Source organism: Runella rosea (genome assembly GCF_003325355.1).
In the GTDB taxonomy this organism is placed as follows: domain Bacteria; phylum Bacteroidota; class Bacteroidia; order Cytophagales; family Spirosomataceae; genus Runella; species Runella rosea.
Map to the genome: position 1 here is coordinate 6,250,082 of NZ_CP030850.1, position 25,632 is coordinate 6,275,713.

Consider the following 25,632-nt stretch of genomic DNA (forward strand, 5'->3'; position numbering starts at 1 on the left):
TGGAGAGCGTGGCTTTAAATGCGTTTGCCTTGGGCAAAAAAGTAGGGGAGGTATTTGGAAATTAACGGCAGGTTTCAGGCGATGAAATCATAGAAACAGACTGCTAAACAAAGGTATAGATAGTTTGCGTTAATTCCCCAACCGTTTAATCGAAAACAAGGGTTGCTATAATTTACCATTTAAAGTTTTTAAAATCTGGAGATTACGCCAAGAAAGTAAGATTTTGTTTCACAATCTTGTTGATTTTGGAAACAGCGAGCTGCTGAAGTATTTTCGAAAAGTAGATAAAGCCCAAATTGCCTTTAAAAAAGTAAATAAAACAAGGCATTTCTTATGGCAAAGCATCTTCTGATTTTTTCACTGGCAGGTATACTTACCCTCACAAACCTTTTTCTGATTCCCTCCCAAAAAGAAGTTAGGCTGTTTGATGGTAAAAGTTTTAAGGGCTGGGAAGGCGATACTTTGACGACTTGGCGGATTGAAAACGGTTCGCTTGTGGGCGGTTCGCTCGTGACCAAAGTGCCTCATAATGATTTTCTTTGTACCCAACGTAGCTTTTCAAATTTTATCTTGAAACTCAAATTTAAATTGTCGGGTACGGAAGGTTTTATCAATTCTGGAGTACAGTTTCGCAGCAAACGATTGACCAATCCTGCCTATGAAATGATTGGTTATCAGGCCGATTTGGGGGATAATTACTGGGCAAGTTTGTACGACGAATCAAGAAGAAATAAAACTTTGATTGGCCCTGATGCGGCGTTGGTGAAAAAAATATTGAAACCTGGGGCTTGGAATGATTTTGAAGTACGGGCCGAAAATCGCCGAATTCGTATCCTTTTAAATGGTCAGCAGACCGTAGATTATACCGAACCCGACGAGAGCATTCCGCAATCGGGCCTGATAGGGCTGCAAATCCACGGAGGCGGAAAAGCCGAAGTGGCGTATAAGGATATAATTATCCAAGAACTACCTTAACCTAACCTCTAGCATGAACAAACGTACTTTCCTAAAAACCTCCTCCGTGCTACTTACTGGGACCATGTTGAATCACTTAATTTCGTGTAAAAAAGCCGAAGCCCGTACCAATTGGGCGGGTAACCTGACTTACAGCACCGACAATTTGCACACGCCAAAAACGGTGGCTGAACTGCAAGAAGCCATCAAAAGCTGTAAAAAAGTAAGGGCTTTAGGTACCAAACACTGTTTTAATAAAATTGCGGACAGTTCTGAAAATCAAATTTCCACGGCAGAATTCAACAAAATTATTTCGTTGGACAAAGAGAAGAACACCGTGACGGTGGAGGCGGGTATCAAGTACGGAGAATTGTGTAAATACCTAGATGATAATGGATACGCCTTGCCCAATCTGGCATCGCTTCCGCATATTTCGGTGGCGGGGGCGTGTGCTACGTCTACGCATGGTTCGGGAATCAAAAACGGTAGTTTAGCTACGGCGGTTTCGGCCATGGAAATGGTCAATGGCAATGGTGAAGTGGTGAATTTGTCCCGCGAAAAAGACGGCGATGAATTTTTGACCGCAGTGGTTGGCTTGGGCGCGATTGGCATCGTGACCAAAATGACGCTTGACCTACAACCGACCTTCAAAATGAAGCAGGTTGTTTACCAAAACTTACCGATGGCGGAGTTGGAGAAAAACTTTGAAGCGATTATGTCGGGTGGGTACAGTGTGAGTTTGTTTACAGATTGGACCAAAAAGAATGTCAGCGAAGTGTGGATAAAAAACAAAGCCGAAGACATGAAAGACATGGCTCCCACGTATTTCGGCGCAACATTGGCCACCCAAAACCTACACCCCATTGAAGCCCTAGACCCCATCAATTGCACCGACCAAATGGGCGTAGAAGGCCCGTGGTACGAGCGGATGCCCCACTTTAAAATGGGCTTTACCCCCAGCAGCGGGAAAGAATTGCAGTCGGAGTATTTTGTGGCTTTTGAGCACGCCTACGAAGGCTTTATGGCCATTGAAAAACTCAACGAAAAAGTCGCACCTCATCTGATGATTACGGAAGTACGGGCCATTGCCGCTGATGATTTATTTATGAGTCCGTTTTATAAAAAGACTTGCGTAGCGTTTCACTTTACATGGAAACAGGAGATTCCAGAGGTGATGCAGCTGCTGCCGCTCATCGAAGAAGCGCTTGCGCCGTTCAATCCACGGCCGCATTGGGGAAAACTATTTACGTTGAAGCCATCGGTATTGCAAGCAAGAATCGAAAAATTACCTGAATTCAAAGCCCTGATGGCCAAGCATGACCCCGATGGAAAGTTCAGGAATGAGTTTATTGAAATGAACCTTTTTGGCGAAGCTTAGAGGTAAAAGTCAGACGATAGTCAGACTGGACAGGGGCGTCAGGTTTGGGCAAAACGGAACAAAAAAGACGTCGAGTAATCGACGTCTTTTTTGTTGAAAGAGATATTAAAATCAAAAAAAGCTATACGGCAAAACTTTCGCCACAGCCACAAGTACGGCTGGCGTTGGGATTGACAAACTGAAAACCTTTGCCATTTAGCCCGTCAGAGAAGTCCAAAACGGTGCCTGCCAAATACAAAATGCTTTTTTTATCGACCACAATTTTGATGCCCTTGTCGACAAACTCCATATCGGTGGGTTGTTTCTGAGAATCGAATTCGAGGTTGTACATCAAGCCTGAGCAACCGCCCCCCTGCACACCTACCCGGATGTGGCTATCGTCGGGACGCCCTTCTTCTTTGCGCAATTCAAAGATTTTATCTTTTGCTTTATCCGTTACCGTGACCATTGTGTCTTATATTTCAGTTGATTCAAAATATGTTTTGTACCTTTAAAAACCAAACTGTATAACTAAAAGTTTCCATTGCTATCCTTTTGAATGTAATAAAAAAAAACAGTATCAAATTAGCATTCGGACTTTCATTTTCTTGAATTTATCACCCATGCCAAGCAAAGTAGCGGTAGTGTTTCGCATGATGAGCTCCCCTTTTTGCAGCTGCGAAATCGCTTCCTTTACTTTGTTAAATTCGCTGCCTGTTACCCCAAAAATATCCTTAATGACTTTATCATTGATGGATTGTTGCTTCATAATGAGCGGGTATTGAGCATTGGCCAAAAAATCAAAATGCTCGCTTTTGAAGCTTTCCATGTTTTGCGTAGCCAAAATAATGCTTAACCCTTTGTTGCGACCCACCGCGATGAGTTCACGCAAGGGGCGATTGTCAAAATCAAGCATGTAGTGGGCTTCGTCGATGATGGTAAAGTGGCGCAGTTCTACACATTCATCGTTTACAGCTTGTTTAGGGAGGTTTTCATAAATGATGTTGAGCTTGGAAACGGTGAAATACACCAATGCTTTTGCTAGTACCCCTTCTTTCGGAAAAGCATCCATTTTAATAATAAAGCTATCTTTGACTAAATCTATTTCGTCGGTTTTAGCAAAAAGCGGTGTTCTGATGAGCTGTTTCAGTACCGACCGTACACTATCGTCTTTGTCTTTTTCAAGTAATGACGCGTATTCACGTTCGATAGCTTCAAAATCAATTGGGCGGTTTTGGGTGCGGCGGTAAGCCGCAATAACGGCTTCGGTGAGGCGGGTACTCATGTTGGCCGAAATACTGGTACGGTCTATGGCACTCAGCGCCGTGGAAATTTCGGTAGCGTACAGGTTGATTTCATTCTGGGTTTTTCCCGTAAAATCTTTGAAAGGCGTGAAAGGCAACGGCTTTTTCATGGGATCCAAAATCGCGCCTGCATCTGTCTCAAACAGGGCTAGCCAATGCCTATTTTGAGGGTCGGCAAACTCGCCTTTGTAATCAAAGAGTAGAAAATTGACGGGATAAGAGGTGTCGACCGAAATGGTACGAATTTCATTGAGTAAAACGGCCAATAAGTTTGATTTACCCGAGCCTGTCGTTCCTGCAATGAGCATTTGCGTGTTGGTAATATTTCGACTGTTTAAGTCCAGTTTAGCAGGGATTTCGTCGAAAAAGCCCAAGTCGAGGTTTAGGTGCGGAATACTTCCCAAGGCACCGCGGCCGCCAATACTGAAATTATTGAGGAGCCATTGGTCTAAATGGTCACTTTGAAGGAGGTACTCCACCCCGCGCAGCATTTCAAGATTTACTACTCGGCTTTTGAGCGGTATGTTATCCCAGTCTATATTCATTTTATGATACCGTAATTTTAGCAAAGCTGACCACAGCGACTGGAGATTGTTGCGACTAAAAGTAGTGTCGTGAATGTGGTTGCTGGGGTGTAATTTTACTGCTTCAAGCTCAATAGAAGTTCGTTCACTGACAAGTGATAAGCCCGTCAAAAAAGCGATTCGGTGGAGCATATTGCTCGATAAACTGCTTCCTTTATGGCCTTCGGTATAGCGGTCGAGATTGATACGCTCTTCAATTTTGTTCTTGAGCGGCTGCAAACTTTCGTTAAGGATTTCGGCCTGCCGGATATTAGATAAGTGAATGATAGACATTGTTTTATGATTTAGAAATACCCTGCTACTACTTCGGTGCGTTGGTTTTCTTTGTCGCGTTTGAGGGTGTAGGTTTTGGCTACAAACGATTCAATTTTAGCCAAATCATTTTCTTTGGTGATTTCCGAATCTGAACTCAACAAAATGGTTTGGTGGGAGAGTTGCGGGAAATAATTCTCTAAAATGGTACTTCGACTCGTTTTGTCGAGTACACCCATCACGGTGTCAATCATCACGGGTGGGTCGTAGTCGCCGTATTCGTGTAGTGCTTTCAATAAAACCTGTACCACTACCTGTTTGGAGGCTGTGTTGAGTTGATTGAGGTAGATTTCGTTGCCTGCTTTGTGGTACAGTTTAAAACTTAAGTCGCGCAGGTCTTCGGAAAGCTCTACGCGGTCAATCACGTCTCGATAAGCCGCCAGATTAAGGTTTAAGTCCTGCTTCATGGTGAGTTCTAATTGCTGTTTTTTTGATTTCAGTAGTTGGTTGGCCACATCTTCAAAAAACGGTCTTAACTTTTTCAATGCTTCGTATTTTGGGTCGGGTTCTTCCGAAACCTGAATGTCAAACTGGGCGATACGTTTGCTGATACGCTCTATTTCTTTTTCATACTCTGCTATCTCTCCCTCTAAATGTTTGGCCAATGATTGGGTGTCTTCGTACATTTTGAGCAGGTTGTAGTCTTTGCCCGAAATCTGTGCTTTAAGGGTTTCGATTTGCCCTTTCAGCGAAGTAATTTGCCCAACGGCAATGTTGAGCTCTACTTGCTGCTGGGTCAGGCTCGGGAAAGGATTCATGTAGGTACCTTGAATCAGATTTTCGAGGGCTTTGATTTCGGCCACCTCCAAAAAATAATACGGGTCTTGGGCGTTGTTTGTACCGTTGTTTTGCAGTAAGTACTGTGCAAGCTCCTGGGCCGTTAAATCTTTGTTAGATAGATGGTTGGATACTAAGTATTCAACAATTTTTACGGACACCGCTTGGATTTGTTCTTTGCTCAAAAATCCTTTTTGTTCATTTTCGGCTTCATTTTTTGCTTTTAAAATAAGTGAAACTTCGGTTTTTAGACTTTCTGCGAGTTTGGGTAAAAATACGTGTGCTTCCAGTCCCCTTGTAAATGCCTCAACGTCGTTGCGGTATTGGGTTTCTTTTTTGTAAATATTGTCTATCTGTTGTTCAAATTGCTGAATTCGGTTTTTGATTTGTACTTCCTGATTCAGGCCATTTTTGAGATTTTCGTATAGTTCGCGGTGGGTGAGGGCGTATTGTAAAGCCTCTTGCTGACGGCTTCGGGCGTTTTGAAGTTTTTTGTCCAATTCTTTTTTCTGCTCTACCAACCCCAAATATTCTTTCTTTTCCTGCTCCACGGCCAAACGCTGGGCAGTGTGGCTTTCAAATAGATTTTGTGCAGCTTTGGCCAATTGCAGGTATTTGTTGAAGCCCATCACGTTTTCGATGTTTTCCCGAATCACGCGATTGAGTTGGTCTTCTTTGAGCAAGTTTCCCGCTTCCATGGCGTCAAACAAAAAATACCGACTCAATTCTTTGGGCAGATTGGCCTTGATGATTTTGGCTACTTGGGCTTCTTGTTCGGCGCGTTGGGCCAGGGGCGTGGCCGTTCCATACTGAAAAATGCTGCCGTTCATGTTGAGCCGTACACTTTCTACGGGCTTGAGTTCGGCATTGAGCATGTAGGTACGCGAGAGTACATACTGTTGTTCTTCGTTGAGTACCTTGCCCGAAAAATGCACTTCTAGCGCAATTTTGGCCTCGTCAGGCTTGGGAATGCCCGCATTAACCAACTCTCTGAATACCTTGGCATTGGGAATGTGGAGGCCGTATAATGCCCCGTAAATAGCTTCAAAAAAGGTGGTTTTTCCGCCGCCGTTTTCGCCTCCTATGAGTACAATCGGGCGGTCGTTTTCGACGCTGAGGTCAATATCAAGCTGTAAGTAGGTCTTAAAATGGGTGGCTTTGAGGCGTTTGAGGAGCATATCGGTTGCTTTTTTTAAGGGTAGCTGGTTTTGTTCTTGAGTCGGAGACGCGCATCCCTACCGACCCCGATTCGGAAATCGGGGTCAGCGCACCTTAGATAGGGCCTTTTCGATTAGCTTTTCGATGCCCTTCCCGTCCAAATCGGCATCGGAGACCCGCTTTTCATGTAGGTTTTTGAGGAGGTCTTCCAGTACCCAATCGGCGTCTAAGCCGTGGGTAGTGCAAAGGGTTTCGATGAGGTCGAGGTCGTCGCGCCGGATGCCGTAGTGTACAAAACTGATGTCTAAGCCTTTTTTCATGTCGTTGGTTTTTGTTTTAAACCTGTGAGTTCTGTTTGACGAGGATTGACAAACCTTACAGGGTGATTAAATCCAAAGTTACCCAGCCAGTGGTGTCGTGGGCGTTGTCAATACGGTTTTCGCAGTATTTCCAAAGCCGAACGTCGCCTTTCTTTTCAGGAACAATCACACCGCCAATCATTTTCTTCCCTTGGTCTCGTTTGTCCTGTATATATTGGTGGAGGGCGTTGTGTTTGGCCACAAAATCAGGTTCAGAGTTCAGGGTTTTTGTGTCAAACAATGCTACCGTACCATTTTTAAGTTTGATGACAAAATCCACGTAAAAAGCACTCCATTGATTTTTATAATTTCGGTAACTTACCGCAAAGTCATTTTGGGTTTTGACGCCGTTTTTGTACCACCACTCGATCACTTCGGCATGGCGTTCGAGAAATTCTATAAAGTGAACTTCGGGATTGCTTGCGTTTTTCTCCACAAAAAGGGGCGTCAAAATGTGCGTTTCGCTTTTTTGTTCTTCGTAGTATTCGTTGTAAATCCGCTCCACGGGTACATCCCACGCATAAGCCTCGGGTTTACGCTCTTTTTGGGCGGCTTGTTGTTCCATAAATTTGGCGTACCTGTCCAATGCTTTGTCTATCAATGCCACAAACTTGTCTTTGTTTTCTTCAAACAAAATCAATTTCATGGTTTTGAACTCTCCACTCCCTGCCGAAAATCCAAAATAAACTTCTCCCATTGTCAGCAAAGCCCCCGAAAGGACATCCGTTGAGTCGGCGGGGGCGTAGTTGCCCGTGTTTTGAGCGCAAAAACGAATGAACATCGGGCGCAATTCCCCGGCGGTTTTGGCTACATCCAAGGTTTTTTCTACCTGTTTGCTCTCAATATCACCAGAGAGTTCTACGTCTTTGGGCAGGTGTACTTCCAACTCGCGTACGTTGGTCCGAATGAGCCTTTTTTCCAGTTGCTGTAAATTGTTCTCGTACTCTTCAGCATGTTGAGCGGGGCTGATTTCGTAGGTTTCTTCGCAGGTTTGCAAAAAAATACGTTTAAACTTGCTCCCCAACCGATTGCGCTCGGGCCGAATGTTCAGTATGCGATGCGCTTCCAACTGCAACACCTCATAGGGCGATTTGCGCAAGGCGCGTTGCTGTACGATGTAGTCCATGTCGTCGGCCACCACCTTAATCATGTCTTTGGAAAGATCGGTATATACGTAGCCTACGTTCAGCATTTCGTTAGGATAATGCTTTTGCTCTGGCATTCGAAGAATACGCCCCACGGTCTGAATGGTAAAAGTTTCCCGTTTCAACTCTCTGAAAATCAGCAGTATTGCGGCGCGTGGGCAATCCCAGCCCAATGATACGGCCTGTTTGAAAAGCAATACATCCACATGGGCGTTGGGGGCTTCGATTCCGTCCAGATTGATTTTGTCTTTGGCGTCAGAAAGCCACACTGCCAGTCGTCCGTTTTGGGTGCTGATGTTGTGCTCTATGCCAAGCCGATTCACCACAGTATCGCGTATTTTTTGGTCCTCCTGACTGAGTTCGGCGCGGTCGTTGGGGAGCTGAATCAGAAGCAATGGGTTGATGTCTATTCCCAACGCGGTGTAGGCATCGCGCAAGGCAGCGCGCTTTTGGAGGGCTTCATCAAGCAACCCTTCCTGCGCGGTCAGACCCGTGTGGGCTTCTATGTCAGGGTTCAGCAATACATGCCGCTTAATCATCTCAGCTTCTACTACTTCTTTGCGCTTGATGATGGTTTGGTAGTCTGACGAAAACTCGGGCGTGGCCGATACGTCCAGTTCTATTTTGGCCTGCAATTTGTCCAACAACTCCGTGGCGCGCTTGCCTTTAGACGCAAACAGGTGCGCTTCGTCGAGAATGATGATGACCTCGGTGTCGTCGCCGATAGCTCGCTGTACGTAGCGATGCAGCGTTTGGTCGCGCTCATCCTCGCGGATGTACCGATTGGAGTCTTTATTGACCGATTCCCAATTGACAAACAGGACGTCGTTGGGTTGGAGGCGACCGTCCTGTACGTCTTCAAATTTGATGGGGCGCAGCAGGCGCGTTTCGGCAAAAAACGACTGAAAGGCCCGAAAACTCTGCTCGTGCAACTTGAACGGGGCCAGCCAAATAAAAGCCGCTTGGGTGCGACGAATGACCGTTTGCTGCGGCAGGGTTTCGACCAACCGCGCCAAAAAAGCCGCCGTGGTGACGGTTTTTCCCGAGCCGGTGGGAGCTTTAAAGACCAGTTTTTTGCGGCGGCCTGGCGTGCCCAATTGTTCCAATATATTTTCTAATAGCCCTTTAACGGCTTTTTCCTGATAGCTTTTGAGGTGAATCATACAATGGTGTTTTTATCTTCTTTGGGCAATAGGCGCTGATAGGCCCGATAAATGGCATCTGGCAGGGCGCAGAGTTCGATGCGGTCCAGTACTTCTTCAAAATCATCGGTGTAGGGGTAGCTGCCCGTGGCAAAAACATATACTTTGATTTTTTCAAAACTTGACAGGGCTGACTGAATGATTTCGACGGCCTGGTCAATGGCTTCTTCATCATAGACCACCATAAATGCTTTACTGTTTTCTTGAAATACCCGCACGCCCAAACCTGTAATCTCTCCCATACCTTGCAGATTTTCTTCTTCATACACGCCTTCTTTGAGGCACAGCATCTCGGTGGCGAGGGCCATGAGTGCGCGCTTGTTGGCGAGGGTTTTTTCCCGCCCCACATAACCCGTTTGATAATACCGCAGATTGTTGCCGCTCAGCCCCGCCACGGGTTCGCCTTTGGCATTGGGGTAGCCCTGTATCACGCGCTTGTTGCGCTCGTAGGTGACTTCCTCGCAGATGTTGTTTTCGTTGTTGGTGACCAAAATACACTCCCGACTCCCCCCATCTTCGGCGTTGAGCGCCATCACGGCGTGCAGCGTAGTGCCGCTGCCGGCGAAGAAATCAAGGACTTTGGCGGATTTTTGAGAAGCCTGTGAGAGACAGCATTTAATTAGACCGATTGGCTTAGGACTTCTAAAATTAACATCAGAGATCACTTCTTTTAAAGATTTTGTACCGGCATCAGAGGAGAATTCTGTACCAGTCCAGAAGGATTTAGGTTTTACCCTCTTTAATTCATCGTTAGACTTATGCAAATAATCTTTTTGAAAAACATCATATTCGTTTCTCTTTTTAACTTTTTGAATGACTATTTCATCCTTTCTTTTTAACAAGGTATCTTTTCCCCATCGCCAATTTCCTTCGCTTCCATCCGATAATTTAGGAATTATCTCTATTGGGTCCCTAAAGTTTTCTTTATCTAAGCTCCATTGATTTGTTGAAATGTTGTAGTAGATTGGATAAAATAAATTTGGCCTGTCTTCTCTCAAAGAGTTATCACCACGTTTTCTCAATCCTAACAACCTATATTTCCCTAAAGCATCTGTTAATTTATATTCTTCAATATAATCCTCTGGAGCTGGTAATCCGAGTGTTTCAAAGTTGGTTTTTTTATAAATTAAAAGACTTTCGTGAGCAGTAGCTATATATTTTTCGTCGCTTCTGCCTTTTAAATTATTAATCACACTCACATTTGCCACAAAATTCTCTTCCCCAAAAATCTCATCGCAGAGTAGTTTGAGTTGGGCTTGTTCGTTGTCGTCGATGGAGATAAAAATAACGCCCGAGTCTTTGAGGAGGTTTTTGGCCAGGCGCAGGCGTTTCTCCATGAAGGAGAGCCACTTAGAGTGGCGGTAGCCGTCTTCGCGGTCAATAAATCGGTCGTTGTACTTAAAGTCTTTGTTGCCGGTGTTGTAGGGCGGGTCAATGTAAATTACGTCAATCGTGCCCGCGTGGGTGTAGTTGAGTACGGTGAGGGCGTGGAGGTTGTCGCCTTCAATGAGGGAGTGGTTGGGCGTAGTGCTTTGGGTTGTTTCTGGAATTTGCGGGCGTGGGGGGGGGTAAGTGACTCATTATTAGATAGTTGAATCTTGTTTGAACTAAAGTCAAAGGCTATCTGTGTCGAGGAAGAGCGAGTGCGAACACTTTCTCCGTGTTCCGTTTGTCCTTTTTCCGATTTCCCCAAAATCCGTTTTTCCGTTACTTCGTGCAGGATGGGCAGCTGGGTGCGGAGTTCTTCTTCTACGGTTTCGGGTTTATTTTCCCAGACGAGGCCGTATTTTTTGCCGTTAAGGAGTTCGATAAGGGCGGCTTTTTCGTCGGAACTAAGGGTGTCGAGGGCTTTTATTTTTTGAGCGAGGTCGGCGTGATTCATTGAGGATAGTTGATACAAGTAAGAGTAACAAAACTACAAAATGCGGTTAATTTTTAAAACTTTGGGGGAGAATGGGCAAAACAAATCGTAATTTTGGGGTGTTAAAAAGAGACCTGTAAAGTGTACAAAACCGTACAGGTCTTAAAATTAGAAATATGAAGTATTATCATCTAAAAGTAAAAGAAGTCATAAAAGAAACGGAAGAAGCCGTTACGATTGCGTTTTGGCATCCGTTGAGTGAAATGATTAAGTATAAGCCAGGGCAGTTTCTGACCTTGTTGGTGACCGTCGACGGGCAGAAAGTACGGCGTTCTTACTCTATGAGTAGCTCGCCCCACACCGACACGGCCCCCGCCGTAACGGTCAAAAGAGTACCGGGTGGTTTGGTGTCTAACTGGCTCATCGACCACGTAAAAGTCGACGATTTCATTGAAGTGATAGAACCCATGGGGCATTTTATGGTCGAGCCAGATACCCGCAACGCCCGCACCGTGGTGCTGATAGGCGCGGGGAGTGGTATTACGCCGTTGATGTCGATTGCTAAGTCGCTTTTAAAAATAGAATCCGAAAGTCGCGTAATACTCTTGTACGGCAACCGCGATGAATCTTCGATTATCTTCAAGGCGCAACTAGCCGAAATGTCGCAGCAGTTTGGTGCTCGGTTTGTGTTAAAATATACCCTCAGTCAGCCAGTAAATGGTTGGGAAGGTCATGAAGGGAGATTGAACCGTCCGCATATTTTGAAGTTGTTGGAAGAAGTGGAAGACTTTGTTCCCACCGCAGCGGAGTATTATCTTTGTGGTCCAGAGGGGATGATGGCGGAAGCAAAAGAAGCGTTGTCGTTGTTGAAAGTGGCGGACGAAAAAGTTCATAAAGAAAGTTTCGGAACTGCTCATACGGTAGGGGAGGTAGTAGAGCAAGATGATGACGGTAGCCTCAAACCGCAGGAAATCACCGTTTTGTACGAAGGCAGTGAGTATAAATTTATGGTAGAGCCTCACCAAACGATTCTGGAAGCGGCGCTGGAATTGGACATTGATTTGCCTTATTCGTGTCAGGCGGGTATGTGTACGGCCTGCATGGGTAAATGCACCTCGGGTAAGGTGCACTTAGACGAGGACGACGGCCTGACCAAGTCGGAGCTAGCGGCGGGATATATTCTTACCTGCGTGGCGCATCCGTTGTCGAAGGATGTGGTGGTTGAAATCGAGTAAACCGGCACTTTTTTTGCCGTAATACATGAATTAACTGTTTCAAAGATGGATATTACGTTTCGCACCTACGAACTCAGTGACCGCACTGATTTGGAAGAAATTTTTTTACTGAATACCCCAAAGTATTTCGCTCCCGAAGAATTGGGGGATTTTTTGGAATACCTCGATATATTCGGCGACGATTATGTGGTGGCAGTAGTGGATGGCCGAATCGTGGGTGGCGGCGGATATTGGATTCGCTCTTCCGACCATCAGGGAGGGCTTTCGTGGGCATTTTTACGTCCTGATTTTCAGGGAACAGGCGTAGGGAAAGCCCTTGCTGTATATCGAATTGAACAGATTAAAGCCTCAGGTGGAGCCAAAATGATTTTAGTAGAGACTTCCCAACACTCCTTTGGTTTTTACGAAAAACTCGGTTTTAAACTCCTTTCTCAACAGCCCGACTATTGGGCGCCAGGCATTGATTTATACTCGGCGGTGCTGGAACTGGAGTAAAGATGCTCCGATAAGTCATTAACAAATTTCTATCTATACATAAAAAGCCGCGATGCAAAATGGTTGCAACGCGGCTTTTTTATGCCGAATACTTCTTTAGCGTCTGACAGTTTAGAACAGTCGGACGCGGCGGCGTTATAAATTACAATCTCGAAACAGCTTGCTGAACGAAGGCCGTCAGGTCGCTACCCGACAACATTCCCTGCGACAATAAGGCCAAGTTATAAGCGTGACGAATCAGGGCAGAGGCGTCTGATGGGTCAGTAGCGTTCAGGACTTTTTGCGTAACGGGGTGGTTTGCGTTGATGGCCAAGTTGAGCATCGTCGGCATATCGCCAAACATTGATTTTTGCCCCGAGGTAGCTGCCATATCGTTCATACGACGAATAAACTCGGGAATCGTAATGACTACGGGCATTTCGTCCGTAGGCATGGCTTCAACCGTAATCGTGAGCTTAGGCGCTCCGCCAAGGGTTTCTTCAAACAGCTTTTTAGCGCGCTCTTCGTCGTCTTTTGAAAGTACACTTTCGAGCTTGATTTCTTTCTCAATCAGCTTATCCAACGTATCGGCATCGACGCGCTTAATGCTGGTTTTCTCGATTTTGTACTCAATACCGTTGATAAAGTGCGGGTCAATGACGCTGTCAAAAATCAGTACATCGTAGCCGCGTTTTTGCGCAGATTGAATATAAGTGTCTTGCTTTTGCACGTCACTTGCGTACAGCCATACCACTGTGCCGCCTTTATCGGTTTGATTTTCTTTAACTTTTTCGGTGTATTCTTCAAACGTAAAGTGCTTACCAGCTAGGTTTTTAACGAGGCAGAATTCTTTGGCTTTTTCGCCGAATTTGTCGTCTGAAATCATACCATATTTTACAAATAGTCCGATGTCATCAAACTTCTTCTCAAAACCTTCACGGTCGTTGCGGAAGATTTCAGAAAGCTTGTCGGCTACCTTACGCGTAATATATCCGTTGATTTTTTTTACGTTTGAATCCGACTGCAAATAACTGCGAGACACGTTGAGCGGAATATCTGGTGAGTCAATCACGCCATGGAGCAATTGTAAGAAATCGGGTACGACATCTTTTACCTCATCCGTGATAAACACCTGACGGCTATAGAGTTGGATTTTTTCCTTCTTGATGGAAAAGTCGTTTTTGAGTTTTGGAAAATACAAAACTCCCGTAAGATTGAACGGATAATCGACGTTGAGGTGAATCCAAAACAAAGGATCTTCGCTCATCGGGTGCAGTTCCTTGTAGAACGCAATGTAGTCTTCGTCTTTCAGTTCAGAAGGTTGCTTAGTCCAGATTGGATTCGGATTGTTGATGATTTTTTCGTCAAATTCAATCTCTACTGGCAGGAATTTGCCGTATTTCTCCAAAATCTCGTTGAGACGATATTTCATCAAAAACTCTTCCGAATCTTCGGCAATGTGCAGAATGATGTCGGTTCCTCGGTCTTCTTTTTGGGCGGGTTCGATGCTAAATTCTGTTGAGCCATCGCAGGTCCAGCGTACGGCTTCGGCACCTTCCTGAAAAGATTTTGTGATGATTTCGACTTCTCTCGCCACCATGAACGAAGAATAAAATCCAAGTCCGAAGTTTCCGATGATGTTGCCGCGCGTGTCTTCTTTTTCTTTGTATTTCTCCACAAATTCGGCGGCTCCCGAAAACGCAATCTGATTGATATATTTTTTGATTTCGTCGGCCGTCATCCCGATACCTCGGTCGCTGATGGTAATGGTTTTGGCTTCTGCGTCCAGTTTTACCGTTACTTTCAGTTCGCCCAATTCACCATTGAATTCACCGAAACCTGCCAGTTTTTTGAGTTTTTGGGTGGCGTCTACGGCGTTAGAAACCAACTCACGCAAAAATATTTCGTGATCAGAATAGAGGAATTTTTTGATAATTGGGAAAATATTGTCGGTATGAATCGACAATTGACCTTTTTCGGCCGCTGATGTAGTTGCTTCCATAATCAATGTTTAAGTGATTAAATGTTATGACGATTGACAACCAGTCAATTTTTATTCCAAGGCGTAGATTTCTGACAGATTGTCAGAAATTAGTTATCCTAAAGAAATAAGCGGTCATAAAAGGAAGCATTACTGAATCTCAATCCCAATTTGGCGCATCAAGGCCGTGGCGTTGAACTCCCGACAAACCCCCTCTTGCAGGCGATAATCGAAGTGAAGCTGACCGTCGGCAAACGTCGAATAAAAGCTATAATTATGGATGTAATCATGCACCGACGACATCATTCCCAGTTCTAAATCGTGCGTGGAAACAAACCCTGAGCAGTGCAATAAATGCAGTTGCCGAATCAAGGCTTCCGCTCCTTTGTGACGGTCGACCGAATTGGTTCCTTTCAGGATTTCATCTAAAAAGTAAAAAACGGGAATGTGGGATGATTTGGCAAGTTGCAGCAACGCTTCCAACCGCTTGAGCTCGGCATAAAAAGAAGAGGTATTTTCTTCGAGTGAATCCTGCGTTCGCATACTTGTAAATACCCGAACGGGTGAACACGTAAAAGCCGCTGCACAAACCGTTGAGCCTGCCAGCGCAAGGACCGTGTTGAGGCTTAGTGTTCGTAAAAAAGTGCTTTTCCCAGACATATTGGACCCCGTAATGATGGCCGTTTGCCCCACATAGCTAAGCTCAAAATCATTACAAACCCTTTTGTCGGGGTGTATTAACGGATGTCCCGCCTGTTGTGCTTTAAATTCAAAGGATTCGGAAGAAATTTCTGCAAACGGATATTGCGGATTAGCGTAGGAAAAACCCGCTAAACTGCACAAGGTCTCGATCTCACCCGCCACCGAGAGCCACTTGGCAAGGTCGTGGCGGTGCGTTTTTTTCCAAGCTTCCAGCTTCGTCATCCATTGCAAATCCCACAAAGTCGGCAGCCCGATGGCCAGCATGAAATAAGGATTAAGTCGAAAGTTGAGGCTTTCGGTGACGGATGCGAGGGTATCAATCTGCTTAGATGCCGTGGTGCTTCCTGATTGTAACTGATACTGAAGTTGTTTGAGTTTTACAGACTGAAAAGGTTGATTTTCAATCTTTTTGAGTAATACACCAAGGGCTTTTAGGGTGTCTACAATCCCCTGTGATTGCTCCGCATAGGCTTTGACCGAAGGATTTAATTTACTCAAAATAAAGCTATGGAAACCCAACAAAAGGAGTACTACCGACCAAGGTATAAAGCCTGTAAATGCCCCGATAATGAAGCCGATGGTGAGCAACGGCAGCCAACGGAGTTTTTTCCATCTCAGTATGGACTCATTTTCACCCGCATGAAGCCAATGTTCCAAAAAATCAGTTGGTTCGGCAATTTGTTTTTCCAACCGGGCATTTGCTTCCAGCTCCTGGCGCCAATCCAGCAAAGGCGTAAGTTCTTGTATGGCTACCTGTCGCACCGCAATTTCGATTGGGTCGGCCGGGCCGAGCAGCCAATTGGCTAAAGTTTGCATTCCTACCCGCGTGTGCGCTCGGTTGAGCAACTTAAACAAAGAATGAGGTCCAAAAATATCGAGGTCGTTGCTATAAATGTGGTTTTTGATGGAAAACTCCTCCCCCGTTTGGGGGCGAGAAAAACGCAAAGAAAGGCGCTCTGTTTCGTCGGCGTTGAGTGTGGTCAACGCACGGTGCAGCTTTAGTTGGTGTCTAGTGGCTTGATGCTTACGTAGAATAAAGGCGAAAATGACGAGCCCAACGCCCCCCGCCGTGACGGGAACCCACAAAGAAAAAGGGAGTAATTGCCAAACAGCCACGATTGCCCCAATGAACACAATGAGGCGGATGGTCGAGAGTTGATTATAGGTTTTCTGAAAAGCGTCGGCCTGTTCTTTAAATTGGGCTTGACGATGATGAAAAATTTCGGAAGGGGTCACGGCTGTTTTTGCCCGCAAAGGTAGCAATACCCTTTCGGATTATCAGAACTCCTGCGATAAAATGGCTTAATTCAGCGAATAAAGAGGCAGTTTTACAGCAGTAGCGGTATTGTTGAACATCAACTCGCTTATGGTCGCCTGCATATAGCCAATCAGCGGAAACTCGGCAATAATCTCCATCACTTCTATGTCATTTTCGGCTTTGATAACGCACCACAACTTGGAGCGGTCGGAAGCGAGTGAATAAGAAGTTATTTTTCCCTTTTCCATCAACTTGTTGATTTTCAATCGTTGACGGGGGATTTTTGCGATAAATTCCTCCGTTGTTTCCTCAGGAAGAATAAACTCAACCATAAATTGGCTCATATTGGATGCAAGTTTGGGGGTGAATTATAAACTGCCTTATTAATCCACCTTGTATTGTTTAGGGCAAGAATATGTGGACTTCAACGTAACAGCCGTACGAATGAAATGGTTCGTAAGACTGTATTTGCTTCGTCAGAATTACGAAAGCAGACCAAAAAAATCATTTATTTTTTTGTTGTTTTGCGTTCTCAACCACTAAAACCATTGAATTTTTCATGCCACTGCCCAGAAAAGCCAGCGAATCTCACACTATTATGACCGAAATGGTATTGCCCAATGATACCAATACCCTCAACAACCTAATGGGCGGGCGCTTGCTGCATTGGATGGATATTTGCGCGGCCATAACCGCTCAAAAACACGCCCACAGAACGGTCGTTACCGCTTCGGTAGATAATGTGTCGTTTGCTGAACCCATTAAACTAGGAAATATTGTAACGTTTGAGGCGCAGGTAACGCGCGCTTTTACGTCTTCCATGGAAGTACACATCAAAGTAAGCGCGCAGAATCTTTCAGCGGGCGAAAAAGCCATTCATACCAACGCCGCTTTCTACACCTTTGTGGCTGTTGACCAAAGTGGTCGCCCGATTGAAGTTGCACCCGTAATTACCGAAACGGAAGAAGAAAAAGAACTGTTTCATAGCGCTTTGCGTCGCCGGCAGTTGCGCTTAGTATTGGCGGGGCGTATGAAACCGTCGGAAGCTACCGAGTTGAAAGCACTTTTTGGCGAATAAGCCATCAAACCGTTCCTATTTTTCGTGATGAAAAGGCCAGGGGTTTTTCAGAAAAAAGCACCTTGGTCTTTGCCCATGTATCTTTGAATAATTCCGAGTTACGGTAGTTGTTCAAAGCGGTTGCATCGTCCCAATGACTGTTGGTGATGAAAACGTTGGGATGATCATAATCACTCAGCAACTCAAGGTGACGGCAGCCGGGCATGGCGCGAATCTTGTGTTTTGAGCGGTCAAAAATGTCTAAAAAATCATCGACTTTTTCGGGTTGAAAAGTCATACGGACAATTCGTATAAGCATGTCATGAGGAGGGTTGAGGAGTCAGTTCTGCATTCTGGTTTTTCACTTCTGGTTGCTTTCTGCGTTTATTTTCCCCGATAAACAGCCTTTCTTTTCTGTAAAAATGCCATAATTCCTTCGGAAGCGTCGTAAGTACGGCTTAGTTCATCCTGGCGCTCGGCTTCCAGTTCAAGCATTTGCTCCAGATTGGAATTAAGTGATTGATTAAGTACCTGTTTCATGGCCCCAATCGCCTTGGTGGGTGCATTTCGGTAATAACTTACGACTTCGCTCACGACCAAGTCCAACTCACTTGAAGGAACCGCACGGTAAATGAGACCCATTTGCACGGCTTCGACGGCCGAAACTTTTCGTCCGGTACTTGCCAACTCAAAAGCGCGTTGCATCCCGACCAATCGGGGCAAAAAGAATGTTGAACCGGCATCGGGCATCAGGCCGATGTTGACAAAAATCTGGCTCAAATAGGCTTCTTCAGAGGCGATGACCACATCACAAGCGAGTGCTAAGGAGCATCCCGCCCCCGCTGCTACCCCGTTTAATCGGCAAATAACGGGTTTGGGAATGGAACGGATGGCCATAATCATGGGATTGTAGTTGGTACGCAGTGAGTCGCCTAGACTTTTAGCCCCTGCCATTCCTTCTTTCAAATCGGCTCCTGAACAAAAGGCTTTTTCACCCGCACCCGTAATGACCACTACCCGAACGGCATCGTCTTCGGCGGCGGCATTTATTGCAGCTGTAATATCTTGCAATAAACCTGGGCTGAGGGCATTGTAAACTTGAGGGCGATTGAGGGTGATGCGAGCTACGCCAGCAAACGGTTCAAATAAAATATTGTCGAAGTTCATCGATAGGTTATTTACAGGATAAAGCAATAGTAAAACGTTGGTAACGAGAGGTTTGTTATACAAACCACCAAACAGTCACTAAACTTATAGAAACGCCCAAAAAAAGCCCCGCTGCTACTTGAGCCGGGGTATGGGCGTTGAGTTTGAGGCGGGCGCTGATCAAAAAGCCCGTCATCAAAATGAGCGCAATGAACGAATACATGAGATTGGTATGGCCAAATTTTACAATAATGCCCAACACTGCTCCCAACATTCCCCCTATACCGACGGAATGGGCGCTAATTTTCCAATAAAGACTAATTAGTCCTACCATCCCAATCGAGACCGTGATACTTCCCAACACTATCCCGATTTCGGGGGCAATTTCTGATAATGGGGGTAGGCTGAAACTGAAAAAATAAGTAGCAAAAGCATAAAAAAGCGTCGAAAGAAAATACGGGAGCCGACGGTCGGCCAAGTCATCCAAGTGCAGGCTTTTGATGTATTTGGCCCGGTATAGATAGTAAATTCCCAATGAAGGTATCACAAAGGTAGTCATGCTGACAAACCCTAATAGCGTGATGCGCACAGCGGGAGCGAGTACGTCGATACCCAAAACATCAGGTGCGGCAAAAAATAACAAGCCCAACAAGAAAGTAGGCATCAACAATGGGTGAAACAGGATAGAAATGACCTGTGCAAGGCGTGTATTCAAGGGTAGCGTAGGTGGTTATCTGTTACTGGTTATTGTTTGGGAACTGCCAAACATATCAGGGTGTAAAATTACACTATTAACAGATAACTACTACTAAAACCCTAAAGTTGCTTTCTCAAACGGGCTACCGGAATGTTGAGTTGCTCACGGTATTTTGCCACCGTTCGGCGGGCAATGTTGTACCCTCGGTCGTTAAGGAGTTTTTCTAATTTATCATCCGAAAGCGGATTACTTTTGGGCTCGTTTTCGATAAACTCCTTCAATATAGATTTTACTTCTCGGCTGCTGGCATCTTCGCCGTAGTCCGTTGAAATTCCTTCCGAAAAGAAATATTTCAGGGGATAAACGCCAAACTCTGTTTGTACGGCTTTGCTATTGGCCACGCGCGATACGGTCGAAACATCCATTTCAATTCTATTGGCTATATCCTTCAGAATCATGGGTTTCAAACGTGTTTCGTCACCATCAACAAAGAACTCATATTGGTAATTGACGATGGCGTTCATCGTCCGCTGAAGCGTATTCTGGCGTTGCTTGATGGCATCAATAAACCATTTGGCCGCATCCAATTTTTGTTTGACGAAGGTCACCGTTTCGCGGATATGACGGTTTGTTTTGTCGCTTTTATCGTAGGTGTCAAGCATATCGGCAAACGAACGGCTGATGCGCAGTTCAGGGGCATTCTTGGAATTAAGATGCACTTCCAATTTGCCGTTTGTGTTACTCACCCAAAAATCAGGCAATAAATAATGCGCTAGCCCATCTTCGCCCTCCACCGAGCCAGGTTTTGGATTTAGCTTGGTGATGAGACAAATCACATTTTTCATTTGTTCATCATTGATGCCAAGTCGTTTCTGGATTTTTTCGTAGTGTTTTTTCGAAAACTCTTCAAAAAAGTCTTCGATTATTTTGATGGCAAACGTCACGTTCGGGTCTAAAGGGTCTTTACGGTCTAGTTGAAGCAGCAGACACTCCTGCAGATTTCGTGCCCCGATACCAGGAGGGTCAAACGTCTGGATTTTCTTTAGAACGGTTTCAACTTCTTCAATGGTCGAATAAAAACCCTGTGAAAAAGCCAAATCATTGACGATGGCTTGCAGTGAGCGACGGATGTAACCGTCGTTTTCAATGCTTCCCAACAATTGCAGACCAATAACAGTTTGGCGCTCATTGAGGCGTAAAAAACCGAATTGTTGAATCAATGCGTCATGAAGTGTACTCATGGTCGCAATCGGCATGTCCCGGTCTTCTTCGGGGTGGTTGCCGTCGCTATACATTTTATAACCTGCGTATTCATCATGATGAAGATAATCATCCAGACTGATGTCGTCGCGCTGGTTATAATCATCAGCGTAATCATCTTCCGAATCGTTATTGTATTCATCTTTCGAGAGCATATCCTCTTCCATTCCCTCTTCCAACGCTGGATTAATCTCTAGTTCCTCTTCAATGCGCGTTTCTAACTCCGCCGTGGGAATTTGCAATAACTTAATGAACTGTATCTGCTGAGGCGACAGCTTCTGCTGTAGCGTTTGGTTTAGGCTTAATTTCTGCATGATACTAAAGATTATAGAGATTTGCCATGCGTTTGTTTAGAAGATGATTTATCAACAAAATGACGTTCTCAATAGTCGTGCCAAATTTTTATAAATGTCGAAAATATTTTTTGCAAAAAAAGGATACGCTTATTTTTTGTTGACTTTTGACGTTACTTTTTAAAAAAGTGACAAAAAAAACGCCTCGAAGAGGCGTTTTTTAGAAAATATTTTTTTTTGAACTGTTTTACTCTACTAAAATGAGGTGGTTTTTCTTCCCTTTTGAAACCAGTAAATATTTGTTTTGGAGGAGCACAAAATCGGGTTGAGCGTTTGCATCGGTCACTTTGGTTTTGTTAATCCCCACCGCATTTCCCTGAATAGCACGACGAGCTTCACTTTTGGAAGGATAAATTTCATTGTGGGTCGTAGTGGACAATAAATCGGTAACGGTTGGGCAATTTTCTAATTCAGTCCGTTTGATAATGGTTTGAGGAACGCCCTCAAAAACGGATGTAAAGGTTGCCGCATCCATGCGTTGAAGGGTTTCAAGGGTGCCTTTTCCGTACAGCACGTCAGACGCCGCAATGGCCATCTCGTAGTCGTGTTGCGAATGAACGCGTATCGTAACATCTTTGGCCAAGGCTTTCTGCATAATTCGTAAGTGCGGCGCTTCGGCGTGTTGCTGTTCAAAGGTTTCGATTTCTTCTTTTGAATAAAGCGTAAATACGCGCAACAAACGCGGACAGTCGGCATCCGTGCAGTTAATCCAAAATTGGTAGAACTGGAAAGGAGACGTCATGGATGCATCCAACCACACGTTGCCGCCTTCACTTTTTCCAAATTTGGTGCCATCGGCTTTGGTTACAAGCGGCGTAGTGAGCGCAAAGGCCCGGTGCTCGGAGGCTTCGTCGTTGTTGGATTCTTTGCGACGAATAAGCTCTGTTCCTGTAGTGATGTTGCCCCACTGGTCTGAGCCGCCCATTTGCAGGCGAACGTGCTTATTTTTGTATAACCAATAAAAATCGTAGCCCTGTAATAATTGGTAGCTAAATTCGGTAAAAGAGATACCTGTTTCAAGGCGTTTTTTGACCGAATCTTTGGCCGACATATAGTTGATGGTAATGTATTTTCCCGCTTCGCGTAAAAAATCCAAAAAGCTAATGCCTTTGAACCAATCGTAGTTATTTACGATTTCGGCCGAGTTTGAACCGCCATCAAAGTCAAGGAATTTCTCCAGTTGTTTTTTGATACACGACTCATTGTGACGCAAGGTCTCTTCCGACAAAAACGACCGTTCGGCGGCTTTGCCCGAAGGGTCACCGACCATACCCGTGGCACCTCCCACGAGGGCATAGGGCTTGTGGCCGCACAGCTGGAAATGTTTGAGCAACATAATGGTGGCTAGATTTCCGATGTGCAACGACGAAGCCGTTGGGTCAAAACCAATATAGGCAGCCGTAATTTCTTTTTGCAATTGCTCTTCCGTCCCGGGCATCATGTCGTTGAGCATTCCTCGCCAACGAAGTTCTTCAATAAAATTCTTTTGCATTGTTGTCTTTACCATTGAAGCCGCAAAAATAATGGTATTTTACTATCTTTACTTAAAAATGAAGCCGTGATGGTCAGCGTAGCAAATTTGGTCGAAAGCATTGTTGGGCGTTTGGATGAAGAACAAGTGGTGTTTATCTCCACTTCGTGTTTTAACGATGATTACGATGAACCTAGAAAGCAAGGTTAAAATTGATGATTTTGAGATTGTTATGAAGGATATATACCACAAAGTGGGCCTGAATAAATACCTAATTGCTATTTTGTATCCCTAATCTGCTATTTTATTTTTTTGTTAAAAACAATCCAGATTTTACATTCCCGAAAATTTCTCATAATTTTACGCGGCAAATAACGAATCGTTTATTTGCTATGCTCTCAGACACAACTAAGTTCCTTTACGAAGCTCTAACGTACGACGACGTACTCCTCGTACCTGCCTACTCCGAAGTACTCCCGCGCGATACCAACACGCAATCACAACTTACTCGTCACATCCGTCTCAACGTGCCGCTGATTTCAGCAGCGATGGACACCGTCACTGAATTCCAGTTAGCCATTGCCATGGCGCAGGAGGGAGGAATCGGAATGATTCACAAAAACATGAGCGTTGAAGATCAAGCCGCTCAGGTTCGTAAAGTGAAGCGTTCTGAAAGCGGAATGATTGTTGACCCAATCACCCTCAACGAAGATGCTACCCTTAGGGATGCGATGCGTATCATGGCCGAATTCAAAATCGGCGGTATTCCCGTGGTTGACAAAAACAGTAAACTCATCGGAATTGTCACCAACCGTGATTTGCGTTTTCAGAAAGATATGGCAAAAGGGGTTGCCCAAATAATGACGAAGGAAAACCTCATCACGGCCCGCGAAGGCATCAGCCTCGAAGAAGCAGAAAGCACACTTCAGGAATATAAAATTGAAAAATTACCGATTGTTGACAAAGACAATAAATTGGTAGGATTGGTCACTTACCGCGACATTATCAAGCGCAAAGACCACCCTAATGCCTGCAAAGATGCCCTTGGGCGTTTGCGCGTAGGGGCGGCGGTGGGCGTCACGGCCGACCTGATTCGCCGGGTGGAAGCGCTGCTTAAAGCGGGCGTTGACGTAGTAAGCATCGATACCGCCCACGGCCATTCGCTCGGGGTGATTGAGGCGCTGAAAGGTGTAAAAGCACAATTTCCTAAATTGGACGTAATTGTGGGAAACATCGCCACCGGGGCGGCGGCCAAAGCATTGGTAGATGCTGGTGCCGATGCGGTCAAAGTAGGCGTAGGGCCGGGCAGTATTTGTACTACCCGGATCATTGCGGGAATCGGAATGCCGCAGCTTTCGGCCGTTTATGAGGCAGCGAAGGCGATTGAAGGTACGGGCGTTCCAGTCATTGCCGATGGCGGTATTCGGTATTCGGGCGACGTGGTGAAGGCCATCGCTGGCGGTGCAAGCACCGTGATGATTGGCTCGCTACTGGCTGGTACGGATGAAGCACCCGGTGAAGAAATCTTATACGAAGGACGCCGCTTTAAATCCTACCGGGGCATGGGCTCGGTGGAAGCCATGGAAGATGGATCTAAAGACCGTTATTTTCAAGATGCTGAGGATGACATCAAAAAGTTGGTTCCTGAAGGAATTGTGGGTCGGGTACCGTTCAAGGGCAAAGTATCAGACATCGTCTACCAATTGGTAGGAGGCCTGAAAGCAGGAATGGGATATTGCGGCGCCCCCGACATTGATGCGCTCAAGCAAGCCCAATTTGTCAGAATCAGCGCGGCAGGGATGCGCGAAAGTCACCCGCACGATATTCAAATTGCGAAAGAGGCTCCCAACTATACTACTAAGTAGGGGCGTAATTTTTCAAAACCATTATTTCTGCAAAGCCTTTCGGTATTCCGAAGGGTTTTGCTGTTTATGGGTCTTAAAAACACGATTAAAATAGGCCACGTTTCCAAAACCACTTTCATAGCCGATGTCCGTAATGCTTTTGTCAGTCGAAAGTAGCCTACACGCTTGATTGACACGGTATCGGTTGACAAAGTCGGTAAAAGTTATGTTCATCATCTTTTTGAAATAATGACAAAAAGAAGGGACGGTTAAATGGGTAATTGAGGCAATTTCTTGAATATCAATGGGTTTTTGGTAGTTTTCTTCAACGTATTTTAAGATTTTATTCAGGCGGAGTTCATCTTTAGGACTTACTTCGAGTTTGATTCCTTCGGTGTTTAATAGGGTAGACTCAGAAGTTGTGGCCAATATTTGAAGAATATTGACCAACTCCATCAACCGTTCGAACGGGGGTAAGCCCAGCAGTTTTTTGAGCCTTTGTTTGACGTAAATTTTGGTTTCTCCGTGAAAACATATCCCAAAATGAGAACGCTCAAAAAGCCGTTTAACGGCTTTCATTTCGGGCATTTCCAAAAAATGTTCGCCCAATAAATTTTCTTTCAACTGCACCACGATTTCTTCATGTGGCCCGACGGCTTCCTGACCAAAGCCTGAATGCGGCACGTTGGGGCCGATAAACACCAAATCTCCGTCTTCATAGTGACTCAAATGCATACCTACGTGCCGACGACCTGAGCCGTTGAAGACACAGACAATTTCGTATTCGGGGTGATAATGAAATTGCCACCGGAAAAGCTCCGGTAAAACAACGTTGTGAAGGATGCGAAACGAGCTCCCTTCATCGGGACGAATGACTTCAAATTCGGTTTTCATCGCCTGTGTTAAGCTATTTGTGCCAAAAATAGGGTAAAAAATCTTAATACAGGATAAAAAGTGCGCAATAGAAGCCTATTTTTTTTTAAGATAAAAGTAGAACTTTGTCATGAAAAAATTGTCTTGGCTTTATCTCGCTTCCCTATGATGATTGAAGAGCGGGCTCTGTCCCGCTTCTTTTTTTATAAGCCTCCGACAACCTGTTTCGTTCCTTGATTCCCAATTCCCACTTCCATCGTTTTAACCT

The 25,632-nt window shown here is 45.1% G+C and carries 22 protein-coding genes; 6 read left to right on the top strand and 16 right to left on the bottom strand.

What is annotated here, in order from left to right; translation table 11 throughout:
• Positions 1-333 precede the first annotated feature (333 nt).
• Both DR864_RS25645 and DR864_RS25650 read left to right on the top strand, forming a co-directional pair.
• Positions 334-975: a 3-keto-disaccharide hydrolase gene (locus DR864_RS25645; RefSeq protein WP_114069639.1), complete on the top strand. Its 642-nt coding sequence runs from the start codon at positions 334-336 to the stop codon at positions 973-975.
• Between the two features lie 13 nt (positions 976-988).
• Positions 989-2,332 (top strand): FAD-binding protein, encoded by a 1,344-nt coding sequence (locus DR864_RS25650; protein ID WP_114069640.1) that lies wholly within the window; start codon positions 989-991, stop codon positions 2,330-2,332.
• 121 nt (positions 2,333-2,453) lie between these two features.
• On the opposite strand, the gene DR864_RS25655 is transcribed toward DR864_RS25650, so the two are convergent.
• The 7 genes from DR864_RS25655 to DR864_RS25685 form a co-directional block, all read right to left on the bottom strand.
• Positions 2,454-2,780, bottom strand: a complete 327-nt coding sequence (locus DR864_RS25655) for a HesB/IscA family protein (protein ID WP_114069641.1) — start codon at positions 2,778-2,780, stop codon at positions 2,454-2,456.
• A gap of 111 nt (positions 2,781-2,891) precedes the next feature.
• Positions 2,892-4,472, bottom strand: coding sequence for an ATP-binding protein (locus DR864_RS25660; RefSeq protein ID WP_114069642.1), 1,581 nt, complete (start codon positions 4,470-4,472; stop codon positions 2,892-2,894).
• A gap of 11 nt (positions 4,473-4,483) precedes the next feature.
• A complete protein-coding gene (locus DR864_RS25665) occupies positions 4,484-6,466 on the bottom strand; it encodes an AAA family ATPase (protein WP_114069643.1) in 1,983 nt (660 codons plus the stop codon).
• Between the two features lie 84 nt (positions 6,467-6,550).
• A complete protein-coding gene (locus DR864_RS25670; RefSeq protein ID WP_114069644.1) occupies positions 6,551-6,766 on the bottom strand; it encodes a hypothetical protein in 216 nt (71 codons plus the stop codon).
• A 55-nt stretch (positions 6,767-6,821) separates the two neighbouring features.
• Complete coding sequence (locus tag DR864_RS25675) at positions 6,822-9,113, bottom strand: DEAD/DEAH box helicase (RefSeq protein ID WP_114069645.1); 2,292 nt, start codon at positions 9,111-9,113, stop codon at positions 6,822-6,824.
• Positions 9,110-10,702 (bottom strand): site-specific DNA-methyltransferase, encoded by a 1,593-nt coding sequence (locus DR864_RS25680; RefSeq protein WP_114069646.1) that lies wholly within the window; start codon positions 10,700-10,702, stop codon positions 9,110-9,112. The genes DR864_RS25675 and DR864_RS25680 overlap by 4 nt, the downstream gene beginning before the upstream one ends.
• Positions 10,594-11,034: a hypothetical protein gene (locus DR864_RS25685; RefSeq protein ID WP_114069647.1), complete on the bottom strand. Its 441-nt coding sequence runs from the start codon at positions 11,032-11,034 to the stop codon at positions 10,594-10,596. The genes DR864_RS25680 and DR864_RS25685 overlap by 109 nt, the downstream gene beginning before the upstream one ends.
• 155 nt (positions 11,035-11,189) lie before the next feature.
• Between DR864_RS25685 and DR864_RS25690 the strand changes: the two genes are divergently transcribed.
• Entirely contained in the window at positions 11,190-12,248 is a 1,059-nt protein-coding gene (locus DR864_RS25690) for a ferredoxin--NADP reductase (protein ID WP_114069648.1), read from the top strand.
• A 45-nt stretch (positions 12,249-12,293) separates the two neighbouring features.
• Positions 12,294-12,743 (top strand): GNAT family N-acetyltransferase, encoded by a 450-nt coding sequence (locus DR864_RS25695; protein WP_114069649.1) that lies wholly within the window; start codon positions 12,294-12,296, stop codon positions 12,741-12,743.
• Positions 12,744-12,885: 142 nt separating this feature from the next.
• On the opposite strand, the gene htpG is transcribed toward DR864_RS25695, so the two are convergent.
• From htpG to DR864_RS25710, 3 genes are all read right to left on the bottom strand, one after another.
• Complete coding sequence (htpG, locus tag DR864_RS25700; protein ID WP_114069650.1) at positions 12,886-14,724, bottom strand: molecular chaperone HtpG; 1,839 nt, start codon at positions 14,722-14,724, stop codon at positions 12,886-12,888.
• Positions 14,725-14,853: 129 nt separating this feature from the next.
• Positions 14,854-16,641, bottom strand: a complete 1,788-nt coding sequence (locus tag DR864_RS25705) for a MutS-related protein (RefSeq protein ID WP_162794129.1) — start codon at positions 16,639-16,641, stop codon at positions 14,854-14,856.
• Positions 16,642-16,707: 66 nt separating this feature from the next.
• Positions 16,708-17,007, bottom strand: a complete 300-nt coding sequence (locus DR864_RS25710; protein ID WP_114069652.1) for a muconolactone Delta-isomerase family protein — start codon at positions 17,005-17,007, stop codon at positions 16,708-16,710.
• Between the two features lie 215 nt (positions 17,008-17,222).
• Between DR864_RS25710 and DR864_RS25715 the strand changes: the two genes are divergently transcribed.
• Positions 17,223-17,741 (top strand): acyl-CoA thioesterase, encoded by a 519-nt coding sequence (locus DR864_RS25715; RefSeq protein WP_114069653.1) that lies wholly within the window; start codon positions 17,223-17,225, stop codon positions 17,739-17,741.
• Between the two features lie 4 nt (positions 17,742-17,745).
• Here DR864_RS25715 and DR864_RS25720 read toward each other — a convergent pair whose 3' ends face one another.
• From DR864_RS25720 to tyrS, 5 genes are all read right to left on the bottom strand, one after another.
• Positions 17,746-18,039, bottom strand: coding sequence for a putative quinol monooxygenase (locus DR864_RS25720; RefSeq protein ID WP_114069654.1), 294 nt, complete (start codon positions 18,037-18,039; stop codon positions 17,746-17,748).
• A 65-nt stretch (positions 18,040-18,104) separates the two neighbouring features.
• Entirely contained in the window at positions 18,105-18,887 is a 783-nt protein-coding gene (locus DR864_RS25725) for an enoyl-CoA hydratase-related protein (protein WP_114069655.1), read from the bottom strand.
• 55 nt (positions 18,888-18,942) lie between these two features.
• Positions 18,943-19,581 carry a hypothetical protein gene (locus tag DR864_RS25730; protein WP_229599476.1) on the bottom strand — a complete coding sequence of 213 codons (639 nt, stop codon included), beginning with the start codon at positions 19,579-19,581 and terminating at the stop codon, positions 18,943-18,945.
• 101 nt (positions 19,582-19,682) lie between these two features.
• Positions 19,683-21,137: an RNA polymerase factor sigma-54 gene (gene rpoN, locus DR864_RS25735; RefSeq protein WP_114069657.1), complete on the bottom strand. Its 1,455-nt coding sequence runs from the start codon at positions 21,135-21,137 to the stop codon at positions 19,683-19,685.
• Positions 21,138-21,363: 226 nt separating this feature from the next.
• A complete protein-coding gene (gene tyrS / locus DR864_RS25740; RefSeq protein ID WP_114069658.1) occupies positions 21,364-22,668 on the bottom strand; it encodes a tyrosine--tRNA ligase in 1,305 nt (434 codons plus the stop codon).
• 371 nt (positions 22,669-23,039) lie between these two features.
• On the opposite strand from tyrS, the gene guaB reads away from it, so the two are divergent.
• Positions 23,040-24,512: an IMP dehydrogenase gene (gene guaB, locus DR864_RS25745; protein WP_114069659.1), complete on the top strand. Its 1,473-nt coding sequence runs from the start codon at positions 23,040-23,042 to the stop codon at positions 24,510-24,512.
• A gap of 21 nt (positions 24,513-24,533) precedes the next feature.
• Here guaB and DR864_RS25750 read toward each other — a convergent pair whose 3' ends face one another.
• Positions 24,534-25,385: a helix-turn-helix domain-containing protein gene (locus DR864_RS25750; protein ID WP_114069660.1), complete on the bottom strand. Its 852-nt coding sequence runs from the start codon at positions 25,383-25,385 to the stop codon at positions 24,534-24,536.
• Positions 25,386-25,632 lie beyond the last annotated feature (247 nt).